This window comes from Rhodococcus sp. GB-02 (assembly GCF_053470465.1).
Window position 1 is genome coordinate 1454742 of the sequence record NZ_JBPUKE010000001.1, and the last position, 25763, is coordinate 1480504.

General features: G+C 63.5%; 20 protein-coding genes and 1 pseudogene. 7 read left to right on the top strand and 14 right to left on the bottom strand.

Annotation, left to right across the window (positions count from 1 at the left end):
- Window positions 1–142: 142 nt before the first annotated feature.
- Window positions 143–1276, bottom strand: a complete 1134-nt coding sequence (locus ACSW29_RS06880; RefSeq protein WP_317828449.1) for a DUF3068 domain-containing protein — start codon at window positions 1274–1276, stop codon at window positions 143–145.
- Window positions 1277–1492: 216 nt separating this feature from the next.
- On the opposite strand from ACSW29_RS06880, the pseudogene ACSW29_RS06885 reads away from it, so the two are divergent.
- A pseudogene (locus ACSW29_RS06885) lies at window positions 1493–2542 on the top strand (acyltransferase family protein); the annotation flags it as partial.
- A 23-nt stretch (window positions 2543–2565) separates the two neighbouring features.
- Here ACSW29_RS06885 and ACSW29_RS06890 read toward each other — a convergent pair.
- The 4 genes from ACSW29_RS06890 to ACSW29_RS06905 all read right to left on the bottom strand — a co-directional run bounded on the left by ACSW29_RS06890 (window position 2566) and on the right by ACSW29_RS06905 (window position 8848).
- On the bottom strand, window positions 2566–6900 hold the full coding sequence (locus ACSW29_RS06890) for an alpha-(1->3)-arabinofuranosyltransferase domain-containing protein (RefSeq protein ID WP_448276910.1): 4335 nt from the start codon (window positions 6898–6900) through the stop codon (window positions 2566–2568).
- Between the two features lie 43 nt (window positions 6901–6943).
- Window positions 6944–7117 (bottom strand): DUF2613 domain-containing protein, encoded by a 174-nt coding sequence (locus tag ACSW29_RS06895; protein WP_003945488.1) that lies wholly within the window; start codon window positions 7115–7117, stop codon window positions 6944–6946.
- Between the two features lie 129 nt (window positions 7118–7246).
- On the bottom strand, window positions 7247–8335 hold the full coding sequence (locus ACSW29_RS06900) for an isochorismate synthase (protein WP_317828451.1): 1089 nt from the start codon (window positions 8333–8335) through the stop codon (window positions 7247–7249).
- A 45-nt stretch (window positions 8336–8380) separates the two neighbouring features.
- Window positions 8381–8848 carry a universal stress protein gene (locus ACSW29_RS06905; protein WP_230815001.1) on the bottom strand — a complete coding sequence of 156 codons (468 nt, stop codon included), beginning with the start codon at window positions 8846–8848 and terminating at the stop codon, window positions 8381–8383.
- A gap of 101 nt (window positions 8849–8949) precedes the next feature.
- On the opposite strand from ACSW29_RS06905, the gene ACSW29_RS06910 reads away from it, so the two are divergent.
- Together ACSW29_RS06910 and ACSW29_RS06915 are read left to right on the top strand one after the other, a co-directional pair.
- Window positions 8950–10134, top strand: coding sequence for a glycoside hydrolase family 3 N-terminal domain-containing protein (locus ACSW29_RS06910; protein WP_448276911.1), 1185 nt, complete (start codon window positions 8950–8952; stop codon window positions 10132–10134).
- Between the two features lie 72 nt (window positions 10135–10206).
- Window positions 10207–10806 carry a TetR/AcrR family transcriptional regulator gene (locus ACSW29_RS06915; protein ID WP_230815003.1) on the top strand — a complete coding sequence of 200 codons (600 nt, stop codon included), beginning with the start codon at window positions 10207–10209 and terminating at the stop codon, window positions 10804–10806.
- 101 nt (window positions 10807–10907) lie between these two features.
- On the opposite strand, the gene ACSW29_RS06920 is transcribed toward ACSW29_RS06915, so the two are convergent.
- Together ACSW29_RS06920 and ACSW29_RS06925 are read right to left on the bottom strand one after the other, a co-directional pair.
- The gene (locus ACSW29_RS06920; RefSeq protein ID WP_317828495.1) at window positions 10908–11771 is read right to left on the bottom strand and encodes a MaoC/PaaZ C-terminal domain-containing protein; all 864 of its coding nucleotides are present in this window, start codon (window positions 11769–11771) and stop codon (window positions 10908–10910) included.
- Window positions 11771–13117 carry a 3-oxoacyl-ACP reductase gene (locus ACSW29_RS06925; RefSeq protein WP_003945596.1) on the bottom strand — a complete coding sequence of 449 codons (1347 nt, stop codon included), beginning with the start codon at window positions 13115–13117 and terminating at the stop codon, window positions 11771–11773. Before ACSW29_RS06925 ends, ACSW29_RS06920 begins: the two co-directional genes overlap by 1 nt.
- A gap of 130 nt (window positions 13118–13247) precedes the next feature.
- On the opposite strand from ACSW29_RS06925, the gene ACSW29_RS06930 reads away from it, so the two are divergent.
- Complete coding sequence (locus tag ACSW29_RS06930) at window positions 13248–14603, top strand: acetyl-CoA C-acetyltransferase (protein WP_003945465.1); 1356 nt, start codon at window positions 13248–13250, stop codon at window positions 14601–14603.
- A 293-nt stretch (window positions 14604–14896) separates the two neighbouring features.
- The gene (locus ACSW29_RS06935; protein WP_317828453.1) at window positions 14897–17146 is read left to right on the top strand and encodes a VanW family protein; all 2250 of its coding nucleotides are present in this window, start codon (window positions 14897–14899) and stop codon (window positions 17144–17146) included.
- Between the two features lie 4 nt (window positions 17147–17150).
- Here ACSW29_RS06935 and ACSW29_RS06940 read toward each other — a convergent pair whose 3' ends face one another.
- The 3 genes from ACSW29_RS06940 to ACSW29_RS06950 all read right to left on the bottom strand — a co-directional run bounded on the left by ACSW29_RS06940 (window position 17151) and on the right by ACSW29_RS06950 (window position 18950).
- Window positions 17151–18134 carry an LLM class F420-dependent oxidoreductase gene (locus ACSW29_RS06940; protein WP_317828454.1) on the bottom strand — a complete coding sequence of 328 codons (984 nt, stop codon included), beginning with the start codon at window positions 18132–18134 and terminating at the stop codon, window positions 17151–17153.
- An 85-nt stretch (window positions 18135–18219) separates the two neighbouring features.
- Window positions 18220–18708: a hypothetical protein gene (locus tag ACSW29_RS06945; RefSeq protein ID WP_317828455.1), complete on the bottom strand. Its 489-nt coding sequence runs from the start codon at window positions 18706–18708 to the stop codon at window positions 18220–18222.
- A complete protein-coding gene (locus ACSW29_RS06950) occupies window positions 18705–18950 on the bottom strand; it encodes a helix-turn-helix transcriptional regulator (RefSeq protein ID WP_019747144.1) in 246 nt (81 codons plus the stop codon). Before ACSW29_RS06950 ends, ACSW29_RS06945 begins: the two co-directional genes overlap by 4 nt.
- Window positions 18951–19015: 65 nt before the next feature.
- Between ACSW29_RS06950 and ACSW29_RS06955 the strand changes: the two genes are divergently transcribed.
- On the top strand, window positions 19016–19588 hold the full coding sequence (locus tag ACSW29_RS06955) for a nucleotidyltransferase family protein (protein WP_448276912.1): 573 nt from the start codon (window positions 19016–19018) through the stop codon (window positions 19586–19588).
- Here ACSW29_RS06955 and ACSW29_RS06960 read toward each other — a convergent pair.
- Complete coding sequence (locus ACSW29_RS06960; RefSeq protein WP_448276913.1) at window positions 19585–21597, bottom strand: YhgE/Pip family protein; 2013 nt, start codon at window positions 21595–21597, stop codon at window positions 19585–19587. The two genes, ACSW29_RS06955 and ACSW29_RS06960, sit on opposite strands and share 4 nt — an antisense overlap.
- A gap of 5 nt (window positions 21598–21602) precedes the next feature.
- Window positions 21603–22325 carry an ATP-binding cassette domain-containing protein gene (locus ACSW29_RS06965; RefSeq protein ID WP_347871656.1) on the bottom strand — a complete coding sequence of 241 codons (723 nt, stop codon included), beginning with the start codon at window positions 22323–22325 and terminating at the stop codon, window positions 21603–21605.
- Between the two features lie 180 nt (window positions 22326–22505).
- Here ACSW29_RS06965 and ACSW29_RS06970 point away from each other — a divergent pair, with 180 nt between their 5' ends.
- Window positions 22506–23126 carry a hypothetical protein gene (locus ACSW29_RS06970; RefSeq protein ID WP_448276914.1) on the top strand — a complete coding sequence of 207 codons (621 nt, stop codon included), beginning with the start codon at window positions 22506–22508 and terminating at the stop codon, window positions 23124–23126.
- A 69-nt stretch (window positions 23127–23195) separates the two neighbouring features.
- Here ACSW29_RS06970 and ACSW29_RS06975 read toward each other — a convergent pair whose 3' ends face one another.
- Window positions 23196–25031, bottom strand: coding sequence for an acyl-CoA dehydrogenase (locus ACSW29_RS06975; RefSeq protein ID WP_347871955.1), 1836 nt, complete (start codon window positions 25029–25031; stop codon window positions 23196–23198).
- A gap of 89 nt (window positions 25032–25120) precedes the next feature.
- The gene (locus ACSW29_RS06980; RefSeq protein ID WP_448276915.1) at window positions 25121–25753 is read right to left on the bottom strand and encodes a class I SAM-dependent methyltransferase; all 633 of its coding nucleotides are present in this window, start codon (window positions 25751–25753) and stop codon (window positions 25121–25123) included.
- Window positions 25754–25763: the final 10 nt, after the last annotated feature.

Below are 25763 nucleotides of genomic sequence, written 5' to 3' on the forward strand. Positions count from 1 at the left end.
GACTTCCAGAAAACGCTAAGCCCGTGACTGTGCGGAGGGAACGACCCGTCGCGCCAATCCGTACGCCGATCCGGCAACAACATCCCGAAACGCAGCAAAGCGCCCCTTCCGTGTGGAAGGGGCGCTCTACTTACTGTCTGAATCAGTCCTTGCGCAGATCCGGACGCGGGATCACCTGAGTGTCGTCCGAGGTCCAGTCGTGCTCACCCGGAGCCGGCTCGGGCGAGCCCTGGCCGCTGGGATTCTGGTTCGTTCCGCCGTGTGCAGCGCGGGCCGGAGTTCCGCCCTTGCCGCCGCGAAGGCCGAGGAAGATACCGGCGATCAGCGCGATGACGCCGAGCACACCTGCCACGATCGGGACGGTGCGGCCGAACAGCGAGAGCTTGTCCATGCCGTCACGCGCCTGCTGGACCTGGTACTCGATGGTCGCCTCGTCGAAGGGCAGGGTGACCTTGAGAACCTCGACGTCGACGGCATCCTTGTTGCGTCCGTAGTACTGGTGCAACTGCTCCTGGCCCTTGACGACAACGCCGGTCTTGGGCTCGACCCACAGGTCACGGACGTTGGTGTACCAACGTGTCATCGTGATCGGAGTAGCGCCACCGGGAACGCCCCAGGTGTCGGCCGGCAGGCTCAGCTTGTTGGTGGGGGAGTTGACGACCTTCGACAGGTCGACGGGATCGATCGTCTGCTGGAAGTGGTACACCTTCAGACCGTTGATCTCGGTCTCTTCGACGAAGTCGATGTCCTTCGTGGCGCGAGCGTTCAGGTCGAAGTAGGGGTAGCTCTTCTGTTCCGTATTGAACGGGAACTTGTACTGCAGACCGTCGCGGGAAACTTCTTCGGCGGGCTGGTCGCTGGAGGTCTGGACGGTTCCGACCGGATCGTTGGTCGGCATCGAGCTGACGCGATCGAGCGTGACACGGTCCAGGGTTGCGGTCAGCAGCCCGGTGTCGCCCTGCTTGTCGGTACGACGGACTGTCTGGCCGGCTTCGACGGTGATGATGTCGGCGTCGGACGGGTCCTGCGTGGTGACGTAGCGCTGAGCGACGATCGGCACGTTGGTGTCGACCTGTGCCTTTCCGCCGAGGAGGGCCGCCGAGTTGAGGACGCTACCGTTGCCCGTGGCGACGGTGGTCACCTCGAGGTCGAGTGGCGTCTTCTCCAGCTTGCCTACCGTGTAGGTAGGAATGAGGATGGCGATGGCCAAAAGGAAGGCACCGAGGCCCACCAGAATGCAAGGAAGTATCCGGCTCGGCCCTGAGCGTTCCGCCATGCTGTGACTCCTAACCCGTTAAGTCTTTCGAGGTTCCCCAACCGGCACAATATGAGCTGCGCAGATGGCATGGGGCCCCCGATGGACACCATGTGTGGCAGAACACTAACAGTCCACCGGCCCGGTTTGTCGCATGAGGGCATGAATTGGCCAGGCATTTTGTTGTGAGTCCCTGGTGGTTTCCCTCAATCGGCCTGGGGTGCACACTTATCCGTGATGATCAGTTCCACGAATTCCTCTCAGACGGTCCCGCCACAGGCTCGGGGCTTCGTTCCAGCATTGGACGGTATGCGTGGATTGGCCGCGCTCGGCGTCCTCGTCACCCATGTTGCGTTTCAGACGGGTGAAGCGCAGTCCGGGGCGATCGGGCGCGCGTTCGGCCGACTCGATCTCGCCGTAGCGGTGTTCTTTGCCTTGTCCGGATTTCTCCTGTGGCGCCCCCACGCGGCAAAGGCTCGCGGAATCGGGCAGCCGCAGTCGATCGTCCGGTACTGGATCTCCCGCGCGACGCGCATTCTGCCGGCGTACTGGGTGGCAGTGGTCCTGATCCTGCTGTTCCTGCCCGGCGCAGGCGGGGGCTACCAACTGTGGCTGGCGAATCTCGGGTTGGCGCAGGTATTCGTGCCGTTGACACTCACCGAGGGGCTCACACAGATGTGGAGCCTGTCGGTCGAGGTGGCGTTCTACCTCCTGTTGCCGTTGTTCGCTTTCCTGATGGCGCGACTACGTGGCAACTCGACCCGGTTCCGGCTGCCGCTTCTGCTCGGGGTGTCGGTCTTGGCCTTGACGTGGGCATTCATTCCGATTCCGACGCCGGACGCCATCCACCACGACAACTGGCTGCCCGGCTACCTGCCGTGGTTCGGCGCCGGCATGATCCTGGCCGAGCTGGCAGTGGGCCCATCGACGTGGGTGCATCGCCTCGCGCACCGTCGGGTACTCCTGACTTTTGTTGCGTTTGTCGCCTTCGTTCTCTCATGCACCGATCTGGCCGGGCCGGAAGGTCTGGTGCGGCCTGAGCCGTGGCAGTACGCGATCAAGATTGCTCTCGGCGCGATCATCAGCTTCTCCTTGATCGCGCCCCTGGTTCTGCGCGATCAATCGCAGCATCGTTTCCTGGCCAGTCCGTTGGCGTTGGCAATTGGACGCTGGTCCTACGGACTGTTCATCTGGCACCTGGCCGTACTGAACGCTGTGTTCCCCGTGTTCGGGATAGTTCCGTTCTCGGGCAGCTTCTTCTACGTCCTGGCCCTCACGGTCGTCCTGAGCGTCGCTGTGGCCTCGGCCAGTTACGCGTTGGTGGAGGAACCGGCGCGCGTTGCGGTGACGCGGTGGGAGAAGCGTCGCCACATCGGTGAACCGGCAAAGGGCAGCGCGGCCAACCCGGTCACGACCAAGGCGACCAACAACGAGAACTGAATCGCGAACGAGTCGCCCACGTAGCCGCCCGGTGCCCGCCACGGTCCCGTCGAGAGCAGCGTGATGCCGATCATCGCCGCCACGCCGGCAGTGCCGACCAGGATTCGTGCGGTTCGAGTCGGGCCGAAGAATCGCAGCGCGGCGAGCCCGAGGATCGAGCAGACAACCGCGATCGCCGCTCCCACTCCGCCGCCGATGACGGTGGCCGCCACGAGCACGCCCACCCATCCCGCCGCGACGCTGCGCCACGGTCGGGGCGGTGTGAGGGGCTTGGACACTCGGCGAGCGGGGACAAAAGCTGCGAACAGCAGCGGGATCAGCAACACGAGTCCGCCGAAGATGCCGAGGCGGTACCAACTGTCACTGGGGAAGTCGATGGTGACGGTTCCCGCGGTGCCTGCCGGCACGATCCAGCCCTGCTGCCATCCGTTCACGACCACCGGCGTCAGTTCGGAACCGTCCGGCGCCGTGGCGATCCAACCGATGCTGGTGCTCTCGGGATTGACGATCAGCTGATCGGTGGACGAGTTCGTGACGGTGAGTTCGCGGTGATTCGCCGTCCACGCGGTCGATTCGAGCGGTGTATTCCGTTGTGCGGGTGATGGATCGAAAGCCGTCAGGTGGAGGTTGTCGACCGAGAACGCTGGGCCGGGTTCGACGACCACCTCGGGCTGTCCCGCCGGCAAGGGTGTCGAGGCGTTCGGGCTGCACACACGCGCCTCGACCGGTGCGCCGGTGCGAAGTTGGACCGCCGTCGCTGTGATCGAGGTGGGGAACTGCTGTCCGGGAACCGAAATGGTCGGGCCGTCACCACAGGGGACGGTGACGGTGCGGTTGTCGAATGAGTCTGGGCCCTGCACGCCGGAACCGGCGATCGGTGTCCCGTCTGCGCCGACGACGCCGACCTCGGCGAGGCCGGTGGGCTGCGCTTGGGCGAAGCCGAGCGCCGTCTGATCGAGGACGGGCTCCCAATCGGTGACGCTGAGGACGATCTTGTCGGTGACGTAGGGGGAGAGGGTAACTCGACTGGTTCGAGGCGTTTCGTCTTCGAGGTCGGGCAGCTCTCGAACCTGCGGTCCGTTGCCGAGGTTCACCGCGACGCTGGTCGGCAGCGAGGGCAGGGTGCCAAGTCCTCGTGTGATGTCCAGGCCGGTGACCAGGGTGGGTTCGGGAAGATTGAGAGTCAGCGTCGGTTTCGGGCCGCCCGGTTCGGTGGTGCTCTGCGGCGCCGACCATGTGGTGCGTGGGTCGCCGTCGGTGGCAGCGAAGGCAGATCCGCGTGTGTCGCCGATGTCGCTGGAACCCGAAGCCGTGATTCGGCCTGGGACGGAAAGCAGATCTTCGAGGGCGTTGCCCTGACGCGCTCGGACAGTCAGTGTCGGTGCAACGACTGTGTTTTCGGGCACCGTGAGCGTGCGCTGGAAACGGCTCGGCTCTTCGGGTATGGCCATGAATGCATTGCTGCACCGCACGCGGTCCGTCGAGTCGGCGCACGCGTTGCGGCCGGGGAACTCCTGGCTCAGGTTCCAAGCGTTCACGGATGCGTCCGCCGGCGTACTCGGCAGGACTGTGTCGAAACGGATCGGGACGGTCTTCGGCGCGCTGCGATCGGAGAAGTCTTCGACGGAGAGTTCGCTGATGCCGAACTGTGTTCCAGGCGATCCGTTTTCGGTGTGAGTCGCTGTGACGCGTACCCACGGAGTGTTCCCGCCCGGGATCGAGACGGTGATGGGCTCACCGGGACGTTCCACCTTCACCGCCGTGCTGCCGTTCGGTGTCGAGACTTCGAGCCATTTAACGGGAGCTCCGATTGCCGCGGCACTGGTAGTCAGATGAAGCAACCCACTGGAAATCGGTGTGTCGAAGTCGATCTGCAACCACTGGCCCAGTGCACGCTCGATGCCGTTGCTGAACCAGCCGGTGGCCGGGTCACCGTCGACCGTCGATGCCGGACTGCTCGACGGTGAAGTACCGCCCAGCTGGGTGGCGTCGGAGGCTGCGCTGGAAACGGTGATCGAGGCGCCGCTCCAACGGCCTTCCACGAGAGGCGTGTTCGCTACCGGGTAGTCGGGCACCAGATTGTAGGTACGACGAGCGTCGTCGGGCGTTCGCAGGGCGGAACTGTGGTTGTCGACCTGACCGAAATCGGTTTCCCGATCGCGAGGTGTGTCGGTGACGGTGACAGAATCGACGGGCAGTCCCGCAGCTTCGGCGTCGGCGGCAAGAATCATCGGGCCGGTCCCCGGGATCAGCCCGCTTTCGTGAAGGCGCACAGCAGATTCCGGCCCGCCTTGAACGCGCGGAACCTGGTTCAGGTCGACGGAGTACGGTCCACTGACCGCCGGGGTGCCGTCGGGCGGGGTGACCTCGAAGATCTCGATGGCCGGGTAACCGGGACGCAGATCGCTGTCAGCGACCAGCCCTTCGATCGGTTCGGGGCTGTCGTCGTCACCGAAGTGGGCAACTCGCTCGATCCCCGGCGAGCCTTCGACCGCCTGGTGCACGAGTATCGGCCTGGCCGAGCGCGACGTTTCGCCGTCGAGGTCGTTGCGCATCACCAGATAGTGGATGCCCTGCCCCAGCAAGGTCTGCGCGAGGCCGTCCGACGGACGTCCGTCGGCGATCAGACGTTGCACCGAATCGAGTGCTCGGATGGCGCCGGGCGGGGTCAGCGGGACCGAGTCACGCACCGCCCACGGCGTACTCGCCAACGCTTGGAGCGGTTCGTCACGCGTCAGACCCCAGACCTGGCTGCCGAAGGGCGCTCCCGGGACGACCAGGGCACGTTCGGCTTCCGATCCGGGGGAGGTGTTGTCCTCGAGCCACTGCGCTGCTTCGTTCCAGTACGAGGGAACGTCCGGATACGCACCGCGGGGAGCGAGCTTTCCCGTCCAGGCCAAGGCCGTCGAGAGGGTGAGGGCAACGAGGATCAGGCTGGTCAGTGCGACCATCGGTTCGCGCTCGGGATGGGCGAACGCGCGGCGCCATCGGGCGAGTGGAACCGATCCCGGCAGCGGCACTTTGGCCAGCAGGTGTGCGAGTCCGAGCACCAGCGGTAGACGGACCAGCGGCTCGAGCTTGTGGACGTTGCGCAGCGGAGCGCCCGCCGAGTCGAGGAACAGACGCACCGACTCCGATACCGGCGAGCTGAGTTCACCTACGTACCCCGCGGCCAGACCGGTGATACCGACGAACAGGATGAGCGTCAGCCTGCCGCGAGCGGGCATGGACCGCATGCAGAGCCCGGCGAGGCCGGCAGCGGCAACCAGACCGGTGGCGACAACTGCTGCCGGCTGGGTGACCAGAACGGCGCCGGCAATGCGTTCGGGGGAGACGAACGGGGTCCAACTGTCCGTGCCGCGCAGTATCTCCGCCAACGAGGCCCACTGAGTGGTGACACCGGCGGACTCGATGTAGTCCAGGAACGGTGGGCTGATCTTGCCGAGCAGCAGTAGCGGCACGATCCACCACAGGGTGCCGAGAGCGACGAACAGGGCCCACCAGGCGGTGAACGTCAGCCACGTTCGGTTGGGTTTGTGCGAGAGCCACCAGATGATCGCGACAAGGCAGGCCGCGGCGGTGGCGACGGCATTGATCGAACCCATGAGAGCGACGGCGAGGGCGGATTGTGCGGCTAACCGCCTCAACCCCCGTGAGCGGTTAGGGAGTCCAGGGACTCCTTTTCCACGCACAGGGCCGAAGGCCAAAACCACCGGCAACAACACCCACGGCGCCAACATCATCGGCAGGGTTTCCGAGGAAATCGAACCGAGCGTGGTCAGCACGCGGGGAGAAAGAACAAAGGCAACCGCTGCGATGACGCGTGAACTACGACTACCGATACCGAGAGCCTCGGCAACGCGGATGATGCCCCAGAAACCCGCGATCAGGAGCAGCGCCCACCAGATGCGCTGGGTGATCCACGGTGGAACATTCGCCAACTCGCCGAGCGCGAAGAACGGCCCGTGCGGAAAGAAATATCCGTAGGCCTGGTTCTGAACCTGGCCGAGCGGCGCCTGACTACTCCACTGATGCGACGCGCGTTCGAGAAAACCGAACGGATTCTGCGTCAGGTCGTACTTGGTGTCAGCGGTGATCAGACCCGGCGATTGCAGAAAAGTGAGAAGAAACGCTACGACGGAGGCGCCGAACAGCCACCGCTTCGACAGGGGCTCTGCCGACGGGGCGGTGTCTACCGAAGACACCGCTGCGTCGGCGGAAGAACGGGAACTCGCGAGGCCTGCGCTCTCAGCGGCTGCCGTACTCAACCTGGTTCAGCACGGAAGAATCTGCGTTTCCGCTGCGGTCGATCTCGGGACGAGTGTTGTCCGACGCGGCGGCCGTGACACCGAAGATGACGCCGGCACCCAGAACGGCACCGATGACAGCGCTGGCCACACCGGGGACAAGGAACTTCGTCATCGCGGATCTCCCAATTGGTCGTTAGTCGGTCGTTCGCGGTCGGACGGACTTACCGGCCCGTACGAACTGCTCGGGTCAAGGTATCACCCGCACTCGAGAATCCGGACGATTACCCTCGTGACGTGCTGGTCAGTCGAGGGTTTCGGCACCGAGCGCGGTCAACAGAGTGCGCAGTTTCGTAGATGTCTCGTCGAGTTCGTCCTGCGGATCCGATTCGGCGACAATTCCACCACCCGCGCTGGCCCAGGCGTTACGGCCGTCTGCACTGATCTCGGCGCAGCGGATGGCAACCACCCAATCGCCGTCGCCGGCGTCGTCGCACCAGCCGACGGCGCCACCGTAGAAACGGCGTGGCTCTTCGGTCTCGCGGATGACTTTCAGTGCCGCGTCAGTGGGTGTTCCGCACAGCGCCGGCGTCGGATGCAGGGCGATAGCGAGGTCGAGCGCAGTTGTGTCGTCTCGCAGCGTGCCGCGGATCGGGCTTGCCAAGTGCCAAACCTCGTGGGTATTGGTCAGCTCGGGTATCGCCGGTACCGACAATTCACTGCACATCGGTTGCAAGATCGCGCGGATCCATGAGGTCACGAAGGCGTGCTCGGCCAGGTTCTTCGTCGAATGCAGAAGGCTCTCGCCTGCCTCGCGGTCTTGATCGGCGTCAGCGGACCGCTTTGCGGTCCCTGCCAACGGGCGACAAGTCACGACGCGCCCGCGTCGACTGACCAACACCTCGGGTGTTGCGCCGACCAGGCCGTGGCCCTCGAATTCGGCTCCCGCCGCAGAGAGGTCGACGGCAAAGGTGTTGGCCACGGGATTGAGCGCCGCCATGCGTGCGGCGAGCGCAGCCGGGGAGATCGGGGTCTGCGTCCGAAGCTCCACAGTGCGAGCCGCGACAACTTTGTCGACCTCTCCGCTGCGGAGGCGTCCGATCAACTTTTCCACACGACGGAGATGCTCCGACGACGACGGGATCTCTCGGCCGACCCGGGTCGTGGGCAGTGCCTGGGGATCAACCGGTTGCCACGGACGGGGCGTGATCGTTGCCTCGGCAGGCTCGTACAACGCCGTGGCGGCAGCCGGGTCGAAAGGGAGAGCACCGACGATCAGCTTTGCCGAACCCGCCGACAAAGCGTTGGCAGCCGCGTCGGAGCTGTCGAAGCTGCGTCGTACGCCGCGGGTGACCACGCTGTGATCGGGGCGCGAGAGAACAAAACCATCCATGGTGCATTCGACACTAGTCGGCCGCGGATCAGGAATGCGCGAAGGTCACTTACCTGGAGGGACGATCAACACCGGCCGATGACTGTGACGCAGAACATGATCCGCGACGCTGCTCTGCAGAAGCGACCGCAAACCCGTCGTACCGCGGGTGCCGGTCACGATGATGTCGACGTCCAATTCGTCTGCGGTTTCGACGATTGCAGACCAGATCGCGGATCGGCACTCGGCGCTTCTACCTTCGACGGTCAGGCCAGCGGCTTCGGCCAGCGCGACGCCCTCGGCGAGGGTGACTTTGGCGTCGGTGTACGCGATGTCCTCGACGTCGTCGTCGGGAACCCACTCCGGTTGCATCACCCCGGACAGGCCGGACATGCGAGCGGCCTGGCGAACCATCGGCTCCCAGGCGGTGACGAGAACAGCGCGATTGGCGGAGAGGAAACGCCCCGCATAGTTGACGGCGCGCTTGGCGTTGTCGGAACCGTCGTACGCGATGAGCATCAGACCTTGTGGCATCACGACCTCCTCGTCAGCGGGGGAATCGGTTCTCTTCCAGGCTACCGTCCCGATGTGCCCGTGAGGGAGTGTATGGGTACCGGGTCCGTTACGGTCGAGGTATGCGGATCAAGTTTCTGAAGGCTGCGACGACCATTGCTTTGTGCGGAGGGTTGGTTGCGGGATGCTCAGGCGAAAACGGGACCGCTGATCCTGTTTCGAGCGCCACGCCCAGCACCAGCACAAGCACCGAGATCACGTCGACGCCTGCGTCATCCAGCTCGGCGCCCGTCGCCGCGTCGTGCGGTAGCGACCTTCTGGCTTCGCTGTCCCTACGTCAGAAACTTGCCCAGCTGCTCAACGTCGGCGTCACCGGGACCGACGACGCGTTGTCGATCGTGCAGAACGAGGAGATCGGCGGTATCTTCGTCGGAAGCTGGACTGATCAGTCGATGCTCACCAATCGCGAAGTGCCGCAGGTTTCTTCGGCGTCGAAGTTGCCGTTGATGGTGACGATCGACGAGGAAGGCGGACGGGTTTCGCGCGTCGCGGACATCCTCGGTCCCGATCCGTCGGCCAGGGAAACTGCGCAGACCATGACAGTGGAACAGACGTACCAGATGGCACTCGAGCGTGGACGCGGTTTGAAGGATCTCGGGATCACGGTCAACTACGCGCCCGACGTCGACGTCAGCAGTCAACCCGACGACTCCGTGATCGGTGACCGCTCGTACTCCGACGACCCCGAGACCGTGGTTGCCTACGCCGGTGCGTACGCGCAAGGCATGCGCGACGCGGGAATCTTCCCGGTGATCAAGCACTTTCCCGGGCACGGCAGCGCGTCGGGTGACTCGCACCGAGGTGAGGTGACCACGCCGCCGCTGCAGGATCTGATCGCGTCGGACCTGATTCCCTTCCGTGAACTGTCGGGGACCGGAGTCGGCGTCATGATGGGCCATCTCGAGGTTCCCGGTCTGACTGAGCCTGGCACGCCTGCCAGCATCAGTCCCGCCGCCGTTGCGTTGCTTCGAGACGGAGTGGGTTACGGCGCAGCGCCGTTCACCGGTCCGGTGTTCACCGACGACCTCAGCGGTATGCAGGCGATCACCGACCGATATGATATTGCCGACGCCGTTCAGGCTGCACTTGCGGCAGGAGTCGATCAGGCATTGTGGCTGACCACCGACGACGTACCGCGGGTTCTCGACCAACTCGAGCAGGCCGTCGCGTCGGGTGCGCTTCCGCAGGCCCGAGTCGATCAGGCCGTCGTCACGGTTGCCGCGGCCAAAGGTGTCGTGACCTGCTGAGTCGAAGCTGCGATTCGACGCACAATCTTACCGTAGAGTAAGATCGACATTTACCCTGTGGTTGGAGGAAGCATGGCCGGCGGTACCAAGCGGCTGCCACGCGCAGTGCGTGAGCAGCAGATGCTCGACGCAGCTGTGGACGTGTTCTCCGACAGGGGGTTTCACGAAACTTCGATGGACGCCATCGCGGCCAAAGCCGAGATCTCGAAGCCGATGCTATACCTGTACTACGGCTCGAAGGAAGAGCTGTTCGCGGCGTGCATTCATCGTGAAGGACTTCGCTTCCTCGAGGCACTCGCCCCGGCCGGCGCGCCTAACCTGACTCCGCGCGAACAATTGCGCGCCGCTCTCGAGGGCTTCCTCGGGTTCGTGGGCGCAAACCGCAAGTCGTGGATGGTGCTCTACCGTCAGGCCGTCGGGCAGCAGGCTTTTGCGGGAACGGTGCAGTCCAGTCGCGATCGGTTGATCGAGTTGACCGCGCATCTGCTCGAGTCCAGCACCAAGGATCCTGATGCCGCGCACGATTACGGGATCATCGCCATCGCGCTCGTCGGTGCCGGTGAGGCGGTAGCCGACCGAGTCGCGGGTGGGGAAATCGAAGTGGATGCCGCAGCGGACCTACTCGAATCCCTCGCGTGGCGCGGTCTGTCGGGCAAGAAGAAGTCCGAGTAGCCCCCAAAACGAATCTGAGCGAACGTACCTTTCAGCGCATCCAAGGCGCCGAAAGGTACGTTCGCTGAATTGGGGTGGGTGGGAACCCGACAAAACCTAGGTCAGCGCAGCGTCGCAGTGACGTGCGGGTAACCCTTCTTCGGGTGACGCAGCGACAGATCCCAGCCGTCATCGGTGCGGTCGGCGTATGCATTCAGCGTCGCCGGTAGCAGAATCGGCTTGCCGAAGCGCACGCTGTACGTGACCTTGTCCGCGACAGAACCCTCGACGGTCCGCAGAAGGGCTGCAGCACTCCACATTCCGTGAGCAATGGTCTTCGGAAAACCGAAAGCCTTGGCGCCCAGGGACGAGACGTGAATCGGATTGCGGTCGCCGGAGACTGCGGCGTACTTGCTGATCGTGGTCTGGTCGACGCGGATGGTGCTCATCGGCATCGGCGGGACCTCGTCGGCCTTGGGCTCCGGTCCGGGCTGGCCGGACAGGGAGGTCTTCTGCTGGTTCAGGAAGCTCGAGGTCTGTCGCCAGACCAGTTCGCGTCCCACCCGAATTTCGGTGATCACGTCGATCAGCAGGCCCTTGCGGTGCTCACGCAGGTTCTCGGCATGCACCGAGAGGTCCAGCGGTTCGCTGACGGAGATGGGCCGCAGCGATTCGATGACGTTCTCGGCGTGAACGGAGCCGACGGCGGCGAAGGGGAAGTCCTTCGACACCATCAGCTTCATCACGGTCGGGAATGCCAAGGTGAAGGGGTAGGTGATCGGCAGAGTGTCGCCGAACCGCAGTCCGGTCACGCGGCAGTACGCCGCCAGGTTGTCGGTGTCGACTTTCAATCCGGTGAGGGTGAAGGTCTGCTGTGGCACCGAGCGTGAGTTGGACTTGTTCCACGGCAACAATCCGATTACCGCGCGGGAGTATATGTCGAGGGTCTTGGGCTGCTCGGTGAGCGCGACGGTCTTTGTTGCCATCATGCGCCCAGGAGGCTCTGGCCGCAGACGCGAACGACCTGTCCCGTAACGGCATTGGAGGCCGGGCTGGCGAAGTATGCGACGGTCTCGGCGACGTCGACGGTCTCGCCGCCCTGCAGGAGCGAGCTCATGCGGCGGCCGGCTTCGCGGGTGGCGAAGGGGATGGCTGCGGTCATGGCGGTCTCGATGAAGCCCGGTGCGACGGCGTTGATGGTGATGTTCTTCTTCGCCAGGACGGGAGCTTCGGCGTGTACGAGGCCGATGACGCCGGCCTTGGAGGTGCCGTAGTTGGTCTGGCCGCGGTTGCCCGCGATGCCGGCGATGGAGGAGACGTCGACGACGCGGCCGCCTTCCTTGAGGGCGCCCTTCTCGACGAGGTGCTCGGTGATCTTCTGCGGTGCAAGAAGATTGACGTTCATGACCATGTTCCAGCGGCCCTCGTCCATGTTGGCGAGGGTCTTGTCGCGGGTGATGCCGGCGTTGTGGACGATGATGTCCGCTCCACCGTGACGCTCGAGGAGGTGAGCTGCGAGGACCTCGGCTGCGTCGGCTGCCGTGACGTCGAGGGCGAGGGACGTGCCGCCGACCTTGTTCGCGGTCTCGGACAGCGCTTCGCCGGCGGCCGGGATGTCAGCGCAGACGACGTGCGCGCCGTCGCGGGCCAGGACCTCGGCGATGGTGGCGCCGATACCGCGGGCTGCGCCGGTGACGACGGCAACCTTGCCTTCGAGCGGCTTGTCCCAGCTTGCGGGCGCGACGGAATCTTCAGCGCCGACGACGATGACCTGGCCGTCGACGAAGGCGGACTTTGCCGAAAGGAGAAAGCGCAGAGTCGATTCCACGCCGGAGAGTCCGGTGGATGCCTTGGGGGAGACGTAGACCAGCTGAGCGGTGGAGCCGCGCTTGATCTCCTTGCCGACGCTGCGGGTGAAGCCTTCCAGAGCGCGCTGCGCGACATGCTCGTCGACGCTCGACGTTTCTTCCGGCGTCGTGCCGAGAACGACGACGCGAGCCGACGGTGCGAGGTTGCGGATTACGGGCTGGAAGAACTCGAACAGCTGCTCGAGCTCGCTGACCTGAGTGATTCCGGTGGCGTCGAACACGAGTCCACCGAAGCTGCTGTCGTGTGCCTGAGCCGCCGGGTAGTCGGAGAGCAGTACGCGAAGTGGTTCTGCGAGTCGACCCTTGCCGCCGATGAGGACAGGTCCGGCGAGTGCGGGTTCTCCTGCTTTGTATCGACGCAGGTTCTCGGGCCTGGGCAGGCCGGCCTTCGACGCGATGAATGCGCCGGGGGCGGACGAGAGGAACTGTGAATAGAGGTCGGGAGCTCCCTTGCTGGCTGCCACGGTCCTACCTTCTGTTGTGTTTCGGGTTGTCTCTCACCGGGCAATCGAAAGAATGCGGCGATAGACAAGTAACTTACTACTGAGTAAGAATAGTCTTCAACAGGTAATCGCACCATCCTTGGAGACGCAAGTGACAAGCAAAGCCCGTTCAAATGCAAAGCCCGCCGCACCGCGCACTGCACCGGCCGCAGCCGCTGCAAATTCTGCAGGTCAGCGCCGTCCGGTTGCGATCGTCGGCGGAAATCGCATTCCGTTCGCACGCTCGGACAAGGCGTACGCACAGGCGTCCAACCAGGACATGTTCACTGCGACGCTCGACGGTCTGGTGAGCCGATTCAATCTGCAGGGCGAGAAGCTCGGCATGGTCGTCGGCGGTGCGGTGCTCAAGCACAGCCGTGATTTCAATCTCATTCGCGAGTCCGTTCTCGGCAGCGCGCTGAGCCCGTACACGTCGGCGTACGACCTTCAGCAGGCGTGTGGCACGGGACTGCAGTCGATCATCGCCGTCGGCGACGCCATTTCGGCCGGCCGCATCGATTCGGGCATCGGCGGCGGCACGGACACCACGTCCGACGCCCCGATCGGCGTCAACGATCAGGCGCGCGAGTTCCTGCTCTCCCTCAATCGCGCGAAGTCCACGGGCGACCGCATCAAGCTGCTCGGCAACGTCCGTGCGGGCATGCTCGGCCTGGAAATTCCGCGCAACGGCGAGCCTCGCACCGGCAAGTCGATGGGTGACCACGCTGCGATCACCGCCAAGGAATTCGGCATCAAGCGCGAGGACCAGGACGAACTTGCCGCTGCCAGCCACAAGAACATGGCAGCTGCCTACGACCGCGGTTTCTTCGACGACCTCGTCACCCCGTTCCTCGGCCTGACCCGCGACGACAACCTCCGTCCCGGTTCGACCGTCGAGAAGCTGTCAACGCTCAAGCCGGTGTTCGGAACCAAGCTCGGCGACGCGACGATGACGGCCGGCAACTCGACGCCGCTCACCGACGGTGCTTCGGCAGTGCTCCTCTCCACCGACGAGTGGGCCGCCGAGCGCAATCTTCCGGTTCTGGCGCACCTCGTCGATTCCGAAACCGCTGCCGTCGACTACGTCCACGGCAAGGACGGGCTGCTCATGGCTCCCACGTACGCGATCCCGCGTTTGCTGGCCCGCAACGGCCTCACCTTGCAGGACTTCGATTACTACGAGATCCACGAAGCCTTCGCTTCGGTGGTTCTCGCAACCCTGCAGGCTTTCGAATCCGACGAGTACTGCAAGGAACGCCTCGGCCTCGACGGCGCACTGGGCTCGATCGACCGAAGCAAGCTCAATGTCAACGGATCGTCCTTGGCTGCAGGTCACCCGTTCGCGGCAACCGGCGGACGTATCGTCGCTTCCCTCGCCAAGATGCTCGCCGAAAAGGGTTCGGGCCGCGGCCTGATCTCGATCTGTGCCGCCGGCGGCCAGGGCGTCACGGCGATTATCGAGCGGTAACCGCTCCACAATCTCCCCTCGCGTGTGAAACTGCGCTCACCTGCAGTGATCGGTGCGAGGGGATGCGTAATCGGGGATCCGGCCACGAGGGGTGGCCGGATCCCCGAACCCTTTGCAAACTTTTTCGCGAAGGCGTGTAACGCTGCAGAATAGCTACCGATATTCATGACAGCCCCGTGTTGCTGCCTGACCCCCGACCTGGCAGCAGCGCGGGGCTCTCGTATGTCCGGATATCCTGTATTGAGTTGTCGGTGAGCGCCGCAGCGACGGTTGATGCAGCGAGGAGCCAACAGGTGAGTGACGAAGAGGGTCCGTCCGTCGAGAAGACGAACAGCGAGGACTCGTCCCTCCCAGAGCAGGAACTCGAGTCGGTCGAGGAACCTCAGGCGGTCGAAGAGGACGAATCGGTCGAGGAAACCCAGACCCCTGAGGACACCGAGGCAGTTGTCGAAGCTGAAACAGTAAAGCCTGAACCGGTCGAAGCACCGAAGCCTGTCGACGAAGACGCAATCGATTCCACAGAAGCGACCGTCGACGAGCCAATCGTCGGCGAGCCGGCCCACTACCAACTGACCGATGACGAATCGGCAAACGAGGTCACCACCGTCATCCCTGTCGTCCCGGCGGACGACGCACCGCCGACGGAAGTTGTCGACTCGGCTCCGGCGACAGAAGCCATCGGCGAGCAGACACAGCAGTTCGAGCCCCCGGCAGTTGTGGTTCCCCCGAAGCCGCCGCGCCCCGAGTTCGTGCAGCAGTACGACACGCAGCAATTCGAACCCATCCAGCAGCAGTACGAGCCTGTTGTCCGCGAACCAGAGGTAGTTGCACCCCCGCCACCGCAACAACCGGTGGCGCCCGCTCCGGCGTCTTCCCGCAAGTGGGTCAAACCGGCGATAGCAGTCGGCGCCATCTTTGCCGTCGCAGTGATTGCCTACGGAGTGGACATCTTCACGTCGTCGGGGAAAACTCCCCGAGGCACGCAGGTCGCCGGGGTCGACATCGGTGATCTCACGCCCGCCGACGCGGAAACCACGCTGCGCTCCGAACTCGGCCCAAGGCTTGTCGAACCCGTAGCCGTCCATGCCGGCGGCGTCGACTCCGAGATCGTTCCTGCGTCTGCGGGTGTTGATGTCGACTGGTCGGCCACGTTGTCCGGTGTGAACGCTCAGCCCATCAACCCGATCACCCGCATCACGTCGTTCTTCGGCTCCCGCGAGGTTCCGGTCGTGTCGACCGTCGACCAGGGGGCGTTGGACGCCTCGATGTCGCAGCTTGCGGCAAACAGCGATCGTGCGCCCGTCGAAGGTGCAGTCGTGTTCGAGGACGGTAAGGCGACGGGTATTTCGCCCGCCGCCGGCCAGGCACTCGAAGCGCAGCAGGCGGGAGCCACGTTCGCCGCCGAGTGGTCTGACGGTGGCGTCGTCGATCTTCCAGTCGACGAAGTGCCGGTCACCGTCACTCAGGCCGGTGTCGATCGTGCACTGCAGGAGATCGCTATTCCGGCCGTCTCGGGTGACGTCGTGGTCAACGGCCGTGACGGCAAGGTCGCGACGCTCGGCGTCGACCAGATCGGCGAGGTGCTGACCTTCACACCCGACGGCTCGGGTGGGCTGACCCCGCAGTACAACACGGATGCCGCGATCAAGATTCTGACTCCGCAGTTGGTGTCGACGGAAGTGCAACCCAAGGATGCGTCGTTCACCTTCGCCGGTGGTAAGCCGACGGTTGTGCCTGGTGTTGTCGGAGATCTGATCAACTGGCCGGACACGGTCAAGGAACTTCCGGTTCTGCTGGGCAGCACGGCTTCTCGGGCAACCCCTGCCGTGTACGGTCCGGTTCCGCCGGCGCTGACCACCGAAGCCGCGAACGCACTCGGCATCAACGAGGTGATCGGCGAATTCACCACCGGTGGTTTCGAATACGCGTCCGGTGTGAACATCGGCCTGGCTGCGTCGGCGATCGACGGTGCGGTCATCAAGCCCGGGGATACGTTCTCGCTCAACGAATACACCGGTCCACGCGGTGCCGCTCAGGGGTACGTCGAGTCAGGGATCATCAACAACGGGCGCCCGGACAAGGCTGTCGGCGGCGGTATCAGTCAGCTTGCGACGACGCTCTACAACGCGACGTACTTCGCTGGCATGGACGACGTTGCACACACCGAGCACAGTTACTACATCTCGCGGTACCCGGAGGCTCGTGAGGCGACAATCTTCGATGGTGCGATCGACCTGCAGTTCCGTAATCCGGCGAAGACCGGCGTGATGATCGAGACGATTGCGACGTCGTCGAACATCACCGTTCGGATCTGGGGAACCAAAACCGTCGATGTCGCTTCGACGACCGGCCCGCGTACGTCGCCGACGTCGCCGAACACCGTGACGTTGCCGGAGGGGCCTGGCTGTGTGGCTTCGAGCGGTGCGCCCGGATTCACGGTCAGCGACACTCGCGTGATCACCGACCACGCGAGTGGTGCCGAGATTTCCTCGAACACCCGGACCGTCAAGTACGACCCGGTGCCGATCGTGAAGTGCGAGTAGGGAACTACTTGCCGACGAGTGGGCCGAGGGTGCGGCCCGCGAGGTCGACGATGCCTGGCTCTTCGCCGTTGGTGATCAGGTTGATCACGACGCCGTCGATGCCGTGGTCGAGGATGCGCGTCTGAACTTGCTCGGCGACGTCGTCCGGGCTGCCCACGAAATGACGTTCGGTGGCCTTGGCGACAACGTCCTCCGGCGCCGTGGTGATGTCGAGACCACGTTCCGCGAGGAATGTCCGCTGATGCGCGCGAGCTTTGTCACCGTCCTCGTCGATCATCATGAACGTCAGGAAGCTGGTCTCGAGGGTCGCGGGGTCGCGGCCGGCTTCGTCGCAGCGTGCCGCAAGTGCTTCCATCTTGCGCGGCAGTTCGGACGGGCCACAGATGATGTTGAGATGATCCGCGAAGCGAGCGGCGAGCCCGAACGTCTTCTTCTCTCCGCCGCCGCCGAGCAGGATCGGCAGGTCGTCGCGGACGCGAGGCTCGTTGATGGCGTCCTTGACGTGGTACCACTTGCCGTCGAAGGTGGGCCGCTCACCGCGGAGCATCGGCGCGATGATCTGCAGTGCTTCGTCGAGTCTCTGGAAGCGTTCGGTGAAAGTTCCGAACTCGTATCCGAACGAATTGTGTTCGAGTTCGAACCAACCGGCGCCGATACCCAGGATGGCCCGACCGCCGCTCACCACGTCGAGGGTGGTGACGGTCTTGGCGAGCATGGGCGGATTGCGGTAGGTGTTTCCCGTGACCAGTGCAGACAACTGGATGGTCTCGGTGGCCGTCGCCAGCGCGGAGAGCGCGGAGTAGGCCTCGAGCATTGGGGCGTCCGGCGCTCCGATTCCGGGGAGTTGGTAGAAGTGATCCATCACGAATGCAGTGTCGAAGCCTGCGGCTTCGGCTTCGCGGGCCTGCGCTATGACGGTGGGGAAGAGGTCCTTGACCGGACCGCCGTAGCTGAAGTTGGGCATCTGGTATCCGAGGCGAGTGCTCACCGTTTCGACGTTACTCGCGATCGGTTGACCTGGCACGATTTTACCAACTCTATGGATTCCGTTGTGCCGGGCAGACTTCCGGAAGTCAGAGAAGTTCTTCGGCCGCTTCGCGTCGCTTGGCGCGCTGTTGGTGGTGCTTTACGGCTAGGGCGGCTGCCGTGACGCCGACGAGTGCACCGACCCCAGCGCCGGCCCAGGTCGCGATTCCGTCGCCCGGACGAGTTACGAGTTGGGCGACGACGCCGATCAATGCGATCAGATAGACGGACCCAGCCACGAGAGATCGGGGCTGCAGACCTTTCATGCTCGCGTAGACGTCGACGTCGTGAGCCTGCGCGTAGCGGAGCACCACCATCGAACAGATAAACCATCCGATGACCAGTCCCAATGAAATCCATGCGCCGGTTCGGCCGGCAACCCACGGGAGAATCGCCGCTGCGATCAACGCAATCCAGTAGGCGAATTGGAAGCCCACCGCCGAGGCTTCGTTCCAGACGTCGCGCTGGCGCTCGTCCTTGTAGAAGTCGTCGTCCAGATCTCCGACGAACCGCATTGCCTTCATCATGGTGCTCATGCCGTCTCCTCTGGAATTTCTGCGGTGAGTGCCGATTCGGGTAGGGGAAAGAGCGCTTCGACGGTGGTCCCCAGCGCCAGTGCCAGACGAAGTGCCAGGTAGACGCTCGGTGCGTAGTCACCACGTTCGACGGAGACGATGCTCTGTCTGCTCACCTGACCTGCTGTGGCCAGTTGCGCCTGGGTGAGGCCGGCGAGGCGTCGGTGCTCCCGCACGTTGTTGTCGCCAGCCTTTCCAGTCATGGGAAAAGTAAAGAATACTTGTCACTAGATGTCAAGTTTCCTTGTCATATGAGAGGCTGAAGAGCATGCGTGAACGATTTCTCGAGATCGCCCTGGCCAATCCGGTGGTCGCAACGATCGTGGATCGGGCGCCGAAGTTGGAGTTGGCTGAGTGGTACCTGACCGCAGGTGGGCTCTTCCAAACCGTCTGGAATCACATCGACGGCCGTGACCCCGGAGCCGGAATCAAGGACTACGACCTCTTCTATTTCGACGCCGGCGATCTGAGCTACGACGCGGAAGATCGCGTGATTCGTTCGGCCGCAAAACTGTTCGCCGATGTGGATGTCGATGTCGAAGTGCGCAACGAAGCTCGCGTGCACCTGTGGTACGAGCAGCATTTCGGGATTCCCGGCGTTCCGTTCACCAGTTGCCGCGACGCTATTGACCACTTCGCTTCCACAACTTGCTGTTTCGGGATCAGCAAGGCATCGGACGGCACCGTCGACGTGTATGCCCCGCATGGATACGACGATCTTTTCGGCATGATCGTCCGCCCCAACCCGGTGCTGGCGCCGAGAGAGGTTTACGAGGCCAAGGCGGCACGGTGGCGCAGGGAATGGCCTGCGCTGACCGTGGAGCCTTGGCCCGAGGCCTAGACCTCGATCGGCGGATGCAACCTGTCCATGGTCCATTGCCGATTGCGACGTGCGGCAAGTGAACTGGCGCCGAGTGAGGCGACGAGAAGGCCACCGAGGACGGCGATCGAGACCCACAGCCTCGAGTCGATACCGCCGACGGTGAGTTGTCGTAGCCCGTTCACCGCGTAGGTCATGGGGTCGAACGGGTGGATGATCTGGAACGGTTTCGCGGTGGTTTCGACGGGATAGATGCCGCCGGCCGAAACCAGTTGCAGCATCAGGAACGCCAGGGTGATGACGCGTCCGACAGAGACTCCGAAGATGGCGTTGAACGCCTGGATCAACGCCATGTAGGTGGCAGTGATGAGCATCAGGAATCCGACAGTGCCGAGGGCGTGTGTGGGGTGCAGACCGACGGCAAAGTGCACGACCAGGTACATCACGATCACCTGGCAGATGCCGATGAGCAATGCCGGCCAGTACGAGGAGAGGACCACTCGCAGCGCACCGAGCCCGTTTGCGATGGGCCGGTTCTGGAGCGGCTTGAGCAGCATCCAGGTGATGATGCCGCCCACGAACAGCGCGAGGGGCAGGAAGAATGGAGCAAAACCGGTACCGAAAGTGCTGGCCCGGTTCTCGTACGTCTCCTGCAGTTCGACCGGGCTGGAGAGCGTTTGAGCGGTTGCGGTTCGCTGTTGATCGGTCCAACTGGGAACCTGACCGGCGCCCTCGGTGAGTTTGGTTGCAAGTTCGGAGGACCCGGCGCGAAGTTGCTCGGTGCCGTCGGCGAGTTTGGCCGCACCGTCGGAGAGTTGGACGCTACCGTCGGTGAGTTGAACCAGTCCACTACTGAGGGTTTGAGCGCCGTCGTTGACCTGTTGACCGCCGTCACGAAGCTGCACCAGACCGTTGCGGAGTTCACCGCCGCCGTTGGCCGCGGCATTCAGCCCGGCTCGGAAGGTGCTCGACGGATCGTCGAGTTGGTAAGCGAGTTGTTGTGCACCGCTCTTGAGTTCGCTCAGTTGGCCCATGGTCGCTTCACCGAAACCCTGAGTGCGCAGCATTTCCTGGGCAGGCGCTAGGGCATTGGCGATCTGTTGGCTGACCGGATCCGGGTTCAGTCGAAGACTGGCCACTGCCTGCCCGACCAGCTGTGCGACGTCTGATTGTGTGTTCCCGAGGACGCTCAATTGGTCGACGACCTGGGTGACGCCACCACTGAGTTGGCTTGCGCCGTCGCCAAGTTGGACGGCTCCGAGATCGAGTTGCCCCAAACCGTCGGTCAGTGCGAGGACGCCGTCCGTGGCGGTATTGATGCCGGTCGAGAGTTGCGCTGTACCGCCGGCAAGAGTGGCTGCGCCGTCACGTGCGGTAACCATGTTGTCTGCCAGAGTTTTCGAGCCCGACGCCAATTCGCCGGCTCCGGCATTGGCAGTGTTCACTCCGGCCGAGAGCTGGAGTGCTCCGTCGGCGGCCTGCTTCAAACCTGCACCCGCATCGGTCAATCCGACCAGAACCGTCTCGACGGATTGCGCGCCGATCTTGTCGCTGACTTGACTGAGAACCTGCTGGGCGGCATTTTGGCCGATGATGGTGCCGAGGTAGTTGTTGACGTCGTTGAAGGTGAACTGCAACTGAGCTTTGTGGGGGTCCTTGGACGTCGGGGAGGCAACGGCCTCGCTGAAATTCTCGGGCAGGGTGAGAGAGAAGTAGTACGTGCCGTCCGAGACTCCCTGTTCGGCTTCCTGCTGTGAGACCAGGTGGAGATCGAGCTCACCGGAATCGAGAAGTGCTTTGCTGACTTCGTCGCCCGCCTTGAGCTCTTGACCCTGCACCATTGCGCCACGGTCGGTGTTGACCAGCGCTACGGGGACCTTGTTGACCTCACCGAATGGATTCCAGAAGGCCCACAGGTACATCGCGCCGTACAGGAGCGGCATCAAGATGATGGTGACGAGTGCAATTCTGGGCATCGCGCCGCGGGAGAACCGCTTGAGTTCGGTTCCGAGAGACATTCCAGCGAGCATCGCGGTTACCTAGCGCCTTCTTGGTCGGGATTGGTGACTTCTTGGAGCAGGGTGACGGCTTCGATGGGTGATCCGTCGGGCAGCGGGTTGACGGTCGACGCGATGATGGTCTGGTAGCTCCCCATCTCGACGAGTCGCTCGACGAGGTATGCGCGTTCGGAGTCGCGCCGCACCTGTTCGAGATCGTCGACGACAAGCAAGGCCGGTTTCTTCGTGTTCGCGACGGCGATACGCAGCAGGGTCGCCTCGAGTTCCCCGAGATCGCTGACGTACCGGCCGAGCGCAGGTAACGGATGATCGCCGAAGACGGGAGCGCACACCGCTTCGAGTTCGCGGTCACCGGCACGTCCGATGAGCTTGTACCAGGGCGCATCCCAGCGAATTTGTTCGGTGATCAAATCTCGGACGGTGACGGACTCGGCAAGCTCGTCGATGTCCTCGAACCCGGCGACCCCGGCGATCTCGAAGATCTCTCGGGGACGCGTTCGACCGAAGACGGACAGAGATCCGGAACTGGCTTTCATTCGTCCGCTGAGTGTCAGAAGTAAGGACGTACGTCCTGAACCGGCCGAGCCTTCGAGGATGGTCACACCGCCCGCACGAATCTCGAGATTGACGGGTCCGAACACCGGCCCCCATGGGCCGTCGAGCGCCAGGTCCGTGGCGGTCAATGCCAGTTCTGGGGCGTAATCGAGTTGTGCGTGCTCTGGTGCGACCACCATGATCACCTATCTGTCGCTGTACTCGGTCCGATACCGAATCCGAGTGCCGGTTCAGTTGATGTTGTGCTCACCCAATCACATCGGTAGCGGGCGAGCGGTCCCATGAATGGGATGTGTCGGACACGTTCGGTAACTTGGAGACCGAACGGTATGTATTCTGTTGGAAATGGGACGGGGGGAGTCGAGGTGCCGGTTCGTAGGCGCGGTATGTGCGCGGTACTAGTCATGGCCGCCCTCTCGGTTGTCTCCTGTGCCGGTGAGCGCGAGTCGCCCCCGTTCGTGTCCAGCGAAGAGCGTTTCGCGTTCACCGGACGCAATCCGGCTGCTGGTCCTCCGAATGTTCCGAACTTGCCTGCCGAAGATGCGCCATACGGAGCGATAAAGCTGTCGGGGGCTTGGACGGGCGCTGCCAAAGTCTCGGTGCCCGGATCTGTCACGTGTATCGAATCGGGTTCCGGAGATGCCACTCCAACTGGCTACCGTCAATGGACGTACGAGGTGCACACGAGTTCGTTCTACGAATACGACGGAGGCGGCGAGTATCCGGGACGCGATTTTCACTTGTACGTAATGGTGAACGAGAGTCCGGAGCAAGGGCGATCCGGAGCGATAGTGAAGTTCTCCGATCAAAGTGGAGAGTTCGTGTCTTTCGGTATCAGTGACGACTCGCCCTTCGAGATGACCGGTTCCTCGGACCGAACGCGTCTGGCAATCGCAATGACCGGAACGGCGGCGAGAGCCGGCGAACAACCGACGACGTCCGTACTGTCCGCACAGATAAGTTGCCCGACCGTCGAGCGCAGATGACCGCTGACAACAAAAATGCCGGCCCCGAAACATTCTCGGGACCGGCACTTTTCATGAATCAGGAACGAATCAGAATGCTGCTTCGTCGATCTCCATGATGTCGTTCTCGGTGTTCGCGACGATCTCGCGCGAAGCGGTGAGTTCCGGCAGGACGTTCTTGGCGAAGAAGGACGCGATGGCGACCTTGCCCTCGTAGAAGCTCTTGTCCTTGTCGGAAGCGCCGTTGTCGAGTGCTGCGAGAGCGATCTCGGACTGACGGAGCAGCTGCCAGCCGATGAGCAGGTCGCCCACGGACATCAGGAAGCGGACGGAACCGAGGCCGACCTTGTACAGCTCGGTGGGCTGCTCCTGAGCTCCCATGAGGAAGCCGGTGAGCGTGGCAGCCATGGCCTGGACGTCTTCGAGTGCGGTGGCGAGCAGTGCGCGCTCCGCCTTCAGACGGCCGTTGCCGGCTTCGCTGTCGATGAAGGTCTTGATCTGTCCGGCAACGTGAGCGAGCGCGACGCCGCGGTCACGGGCGATCTTGCGGAAGAAGAAGTCCTGAGCCTGGATGGCCGTGGTGCCTTCGTACAGCGAGTCGATCTTGGAGTCGCGGATGTACTGCTCGATCGGGTAGTCCTGCAGGAAGCCGGAGCCACCGAGGGTCTGCAGGCTGTCCGTCAGGTACTGGTACGCACGCTCGGAGCCGACGCCCTTGACGATCGGGAGCAGCAGGTCGTTGACGCGGAACGCGGTGTCCTTGTCTGCGCCCGAGACGAGCTTGGCGACAACCTCGTCCTGGTGTGCTGCGGTGTAGAGGTACACCGCGCGCAGGCCTTCGGCGTATGCCTTCTGCATTGCCAGGCTACGACGCACGTCGGGGTGGTGCGTGATGGTCACGCGCGGCGCGGCCTTGTTGGTCATCTGGGTCAGGTCTGCGCCCTGCACACGCTGCTTGGCGTAGTCGAGAGCATTGAGGTAACCGGTGGAGAGGGTGGCGATTGCCTTGGTGCCGACCATCATTCGAGCGTGCTCGATGACGTCGAACATCTGGGCGATGCCGTTGTGGACCTCGCCGACCAGCCAGCCCTGTGCGGGGATGCCGTGGCCGCCGAAGGTGACCTCACACGTGGCGGAGACCTTCAGGCCCATCTTGTGCTCGACGTTGGTGACGAAGGCGCCGTTGCGCTCGCCGAACTCTTCGGTCTCGAAGTTGAAGTGCGTCTTCGGGACGAAGAACAGGCTCAGGCCCTTGGTGCCGGGTCCGGCGCCTTCGGGGCGAGCGAGAACGAGGTGGAAGATGTTCTCGAACAGGTCGTCCGAGTCGGCCGAGGTGATGAAGCGCTTGACGCCCTCGATGTGCCAGGAGCCGTCGTCCTGCTTGATCGCCTTGGTGCGTCCGGCACCGACGTCGGAGCCGGCGTCGGGCTCGGTGAGGACCATCGTGGCGCCCCATCCGCGTTCGACGATGGTGGCTGCCCACTTCTTCTGCTCTTCGGTGCCGTTGTTGAACAGCACGTCCGCGAAGGCGGGTCCGGCCTGGTACATGTGCGCTGCGGGCTGTGCGCCCAGGATCAGCTCACCGATGGCCCACACGACGGAGCGGGGAACCGGCACGCCGCCGACCTCTTCGCTCAGTCCCATGCGGTACCACTCGGCGTCCCACAGAGCCTTGAACGACTTCTTGAAGGATTCCGGAAGTGCAACGGTGTGCGTTTCAGGATCGAAGACAGGGGGGTTGCGGTCCGCGTCGGCGAAAGATTCGCCCAGCGGTCCCTCGGCCAGGCGTGCGACCTCTGCCAGCATGTTGCGGACAGTGTCGGCATCCAGGTCGCCCCAAGCGCCTTCGCTCAGTGGCTTCTCCAGTCCGAGAACCTCGAAGAGGTTGAACTCCAGGTCCCGAACGTTGCTCTTGTAATGGCCCATGTCTTCTGCTTCTCCCAGTGAGGTGGTGCGGTCCAGCACTCCTAGTACCGCCCGAAGTTTATTACTCGTCGGTAACTTAATACATGTTACTAGCCGTTCTTTGCATTGCCAACACCGGATTTGCGTCCGATGACCAGCGCGTCGATCGCGATTCCCGTTTCGGTGTGTCTGTGGGGATTTCCGGCGATCTCGAACTCGAGCTGTCCGCGGAACTCTTGCATCAATTCTTCTGGTGTGTAAAGGATTTCGGGATCTTGCGGCCCGCCGACGCCGTAGTCGATGTTGCTTCGGTCGTGACCCAAAATCATGAGGATTCCATCAGGTTTCAGAGAATTTATGGCACGGTTCACAACCAGGGTGCGTTGTGGTGCGGGCAGATGAAGGTAAAGAAGCAGGGTCAAGTCGTATGCCTGCCCGTTTCCGGGGGCGTAATCCGCGACGGTGACGTCGCCGCATCGGTAGTCGAGACGGTCGAGGACCGATCGGGGTGACCGGGCCGCGATCGTGCGGGCTTTCTCGATCGCGGCGGCCGAATAGTCGACGCCGGTCACCTCCCAACCGCGAGTTGCGAGCCACAACGCGTTACGGCCCTCGCCACACGCCAGGTCCAGTGCCTGGCCGTGGGGGAGGGCCGTTGCGTATTCCACCAGTAATTCGTTGGGAGGAGCGCCCCAGACGAGCTCGGATTCTTCGTACTTCTTGTCCCAGGCGGCCGCATCCATAGATGACGAC

Excerpts from the sequence above, each read along its gene's own strand:
- ACSW29_RS06915 (WP_230815003.1), top strand. The coding sequence starts at position 10,207 with ATGGCCGGCGGTACCAAGCGGCTGCCACGCGCAGTGCGTGAGCAGCAG.
- ACSW29_RS06980 (WP_448276915.1), bottom strand. The coding sequence starts at position 25,753 with ATGGATGCGGCCGCCTGGGACAAGAAGTACGAAGAATCCGAGCTCGTC.
- ACSW29_RS06910 (WP_448276911.1), top strand. The coding sequence starts at position 8,950 with ATGCGGATCAAGTTTCTGAAGGCTGCGACGACCATTGCTTTGTGCGGA.
- ACSW29_RS06975 (WP_347871955.1), bottom strand. The coding sequence starts at position 25,031 with ATGGGCCATTACAAGAGCAACGTTCGGGACCTGGAGTTCAACCTCTTC.
- ACSW29_RS06950 (WP_019747144.1), bottom strand. The coding sequence starts at position 18,950 with ATGACTGGAAAGGCTGGCGACAACAACGTGCGGGAGCACCGACGCCTC.
- ACSW29_RS06895 (WP_003945488.1), bottom strand. The coding sequence starts at position 7,117 with ATGACGAAGTTCCTTGTCCCCGGTGTGGCCAGCGCTGTCATCGGTGCC.
- ACSW29_RS06945 (WP_317828455.1), bottom strand. The coding sequence starts at position 18,708 with ATGAGCACCATGATGAAGGCAATGCGGTTCGTCGGAGATCTGGACGAC.
- ACSW29_RS06955 (WP_448276912.1), top strand. The coding sequence starts at position 19,016 with ATGCGTGAACGATTTCTCGAGATCGCCCTGGCCAATCCGGTGGTCGCA.
- ACSW29_RS06905 (WP_230815001.1), bottom strand. The coding sequence starts at position 8,848 with ATGCCACAAGGTCTGATGCTCATCGCGTACGACGGTTCCGACAACGCC.
- ACSW29_RS06920 (WP_317828495.1), bottom strand. The coding sequence starts at position 11,771 with ATGGCAACAAAGACCGTCGCGCTCACCGAGCAGCCCAAGACCCTCGAC.
- ACSW29_RS06960 (WP_448276913.1), bottom strand. The coding sequence starts at position 21,597 with ATGCTCGCTGGAATGTCTCTCGGAACCGAACTCAAGCGGTTCTCCCGC.
- ACSW29_RS06900 (WP_317828451.1), bottom strand. The coding sequence starts at position 8,335 with ATGGATGGTTTTGTTCTCTCGCGCCCCGATCACAGCGTGGTCACCCGC.
- ACSW29_RS06880 (WP_317828449.1), bottom strand. The coding sequence starts at position 1,276 with ATGGCGGAACGCTCAGGGCCGAGCCGGATACTTCCTTGCATTCTGGTG.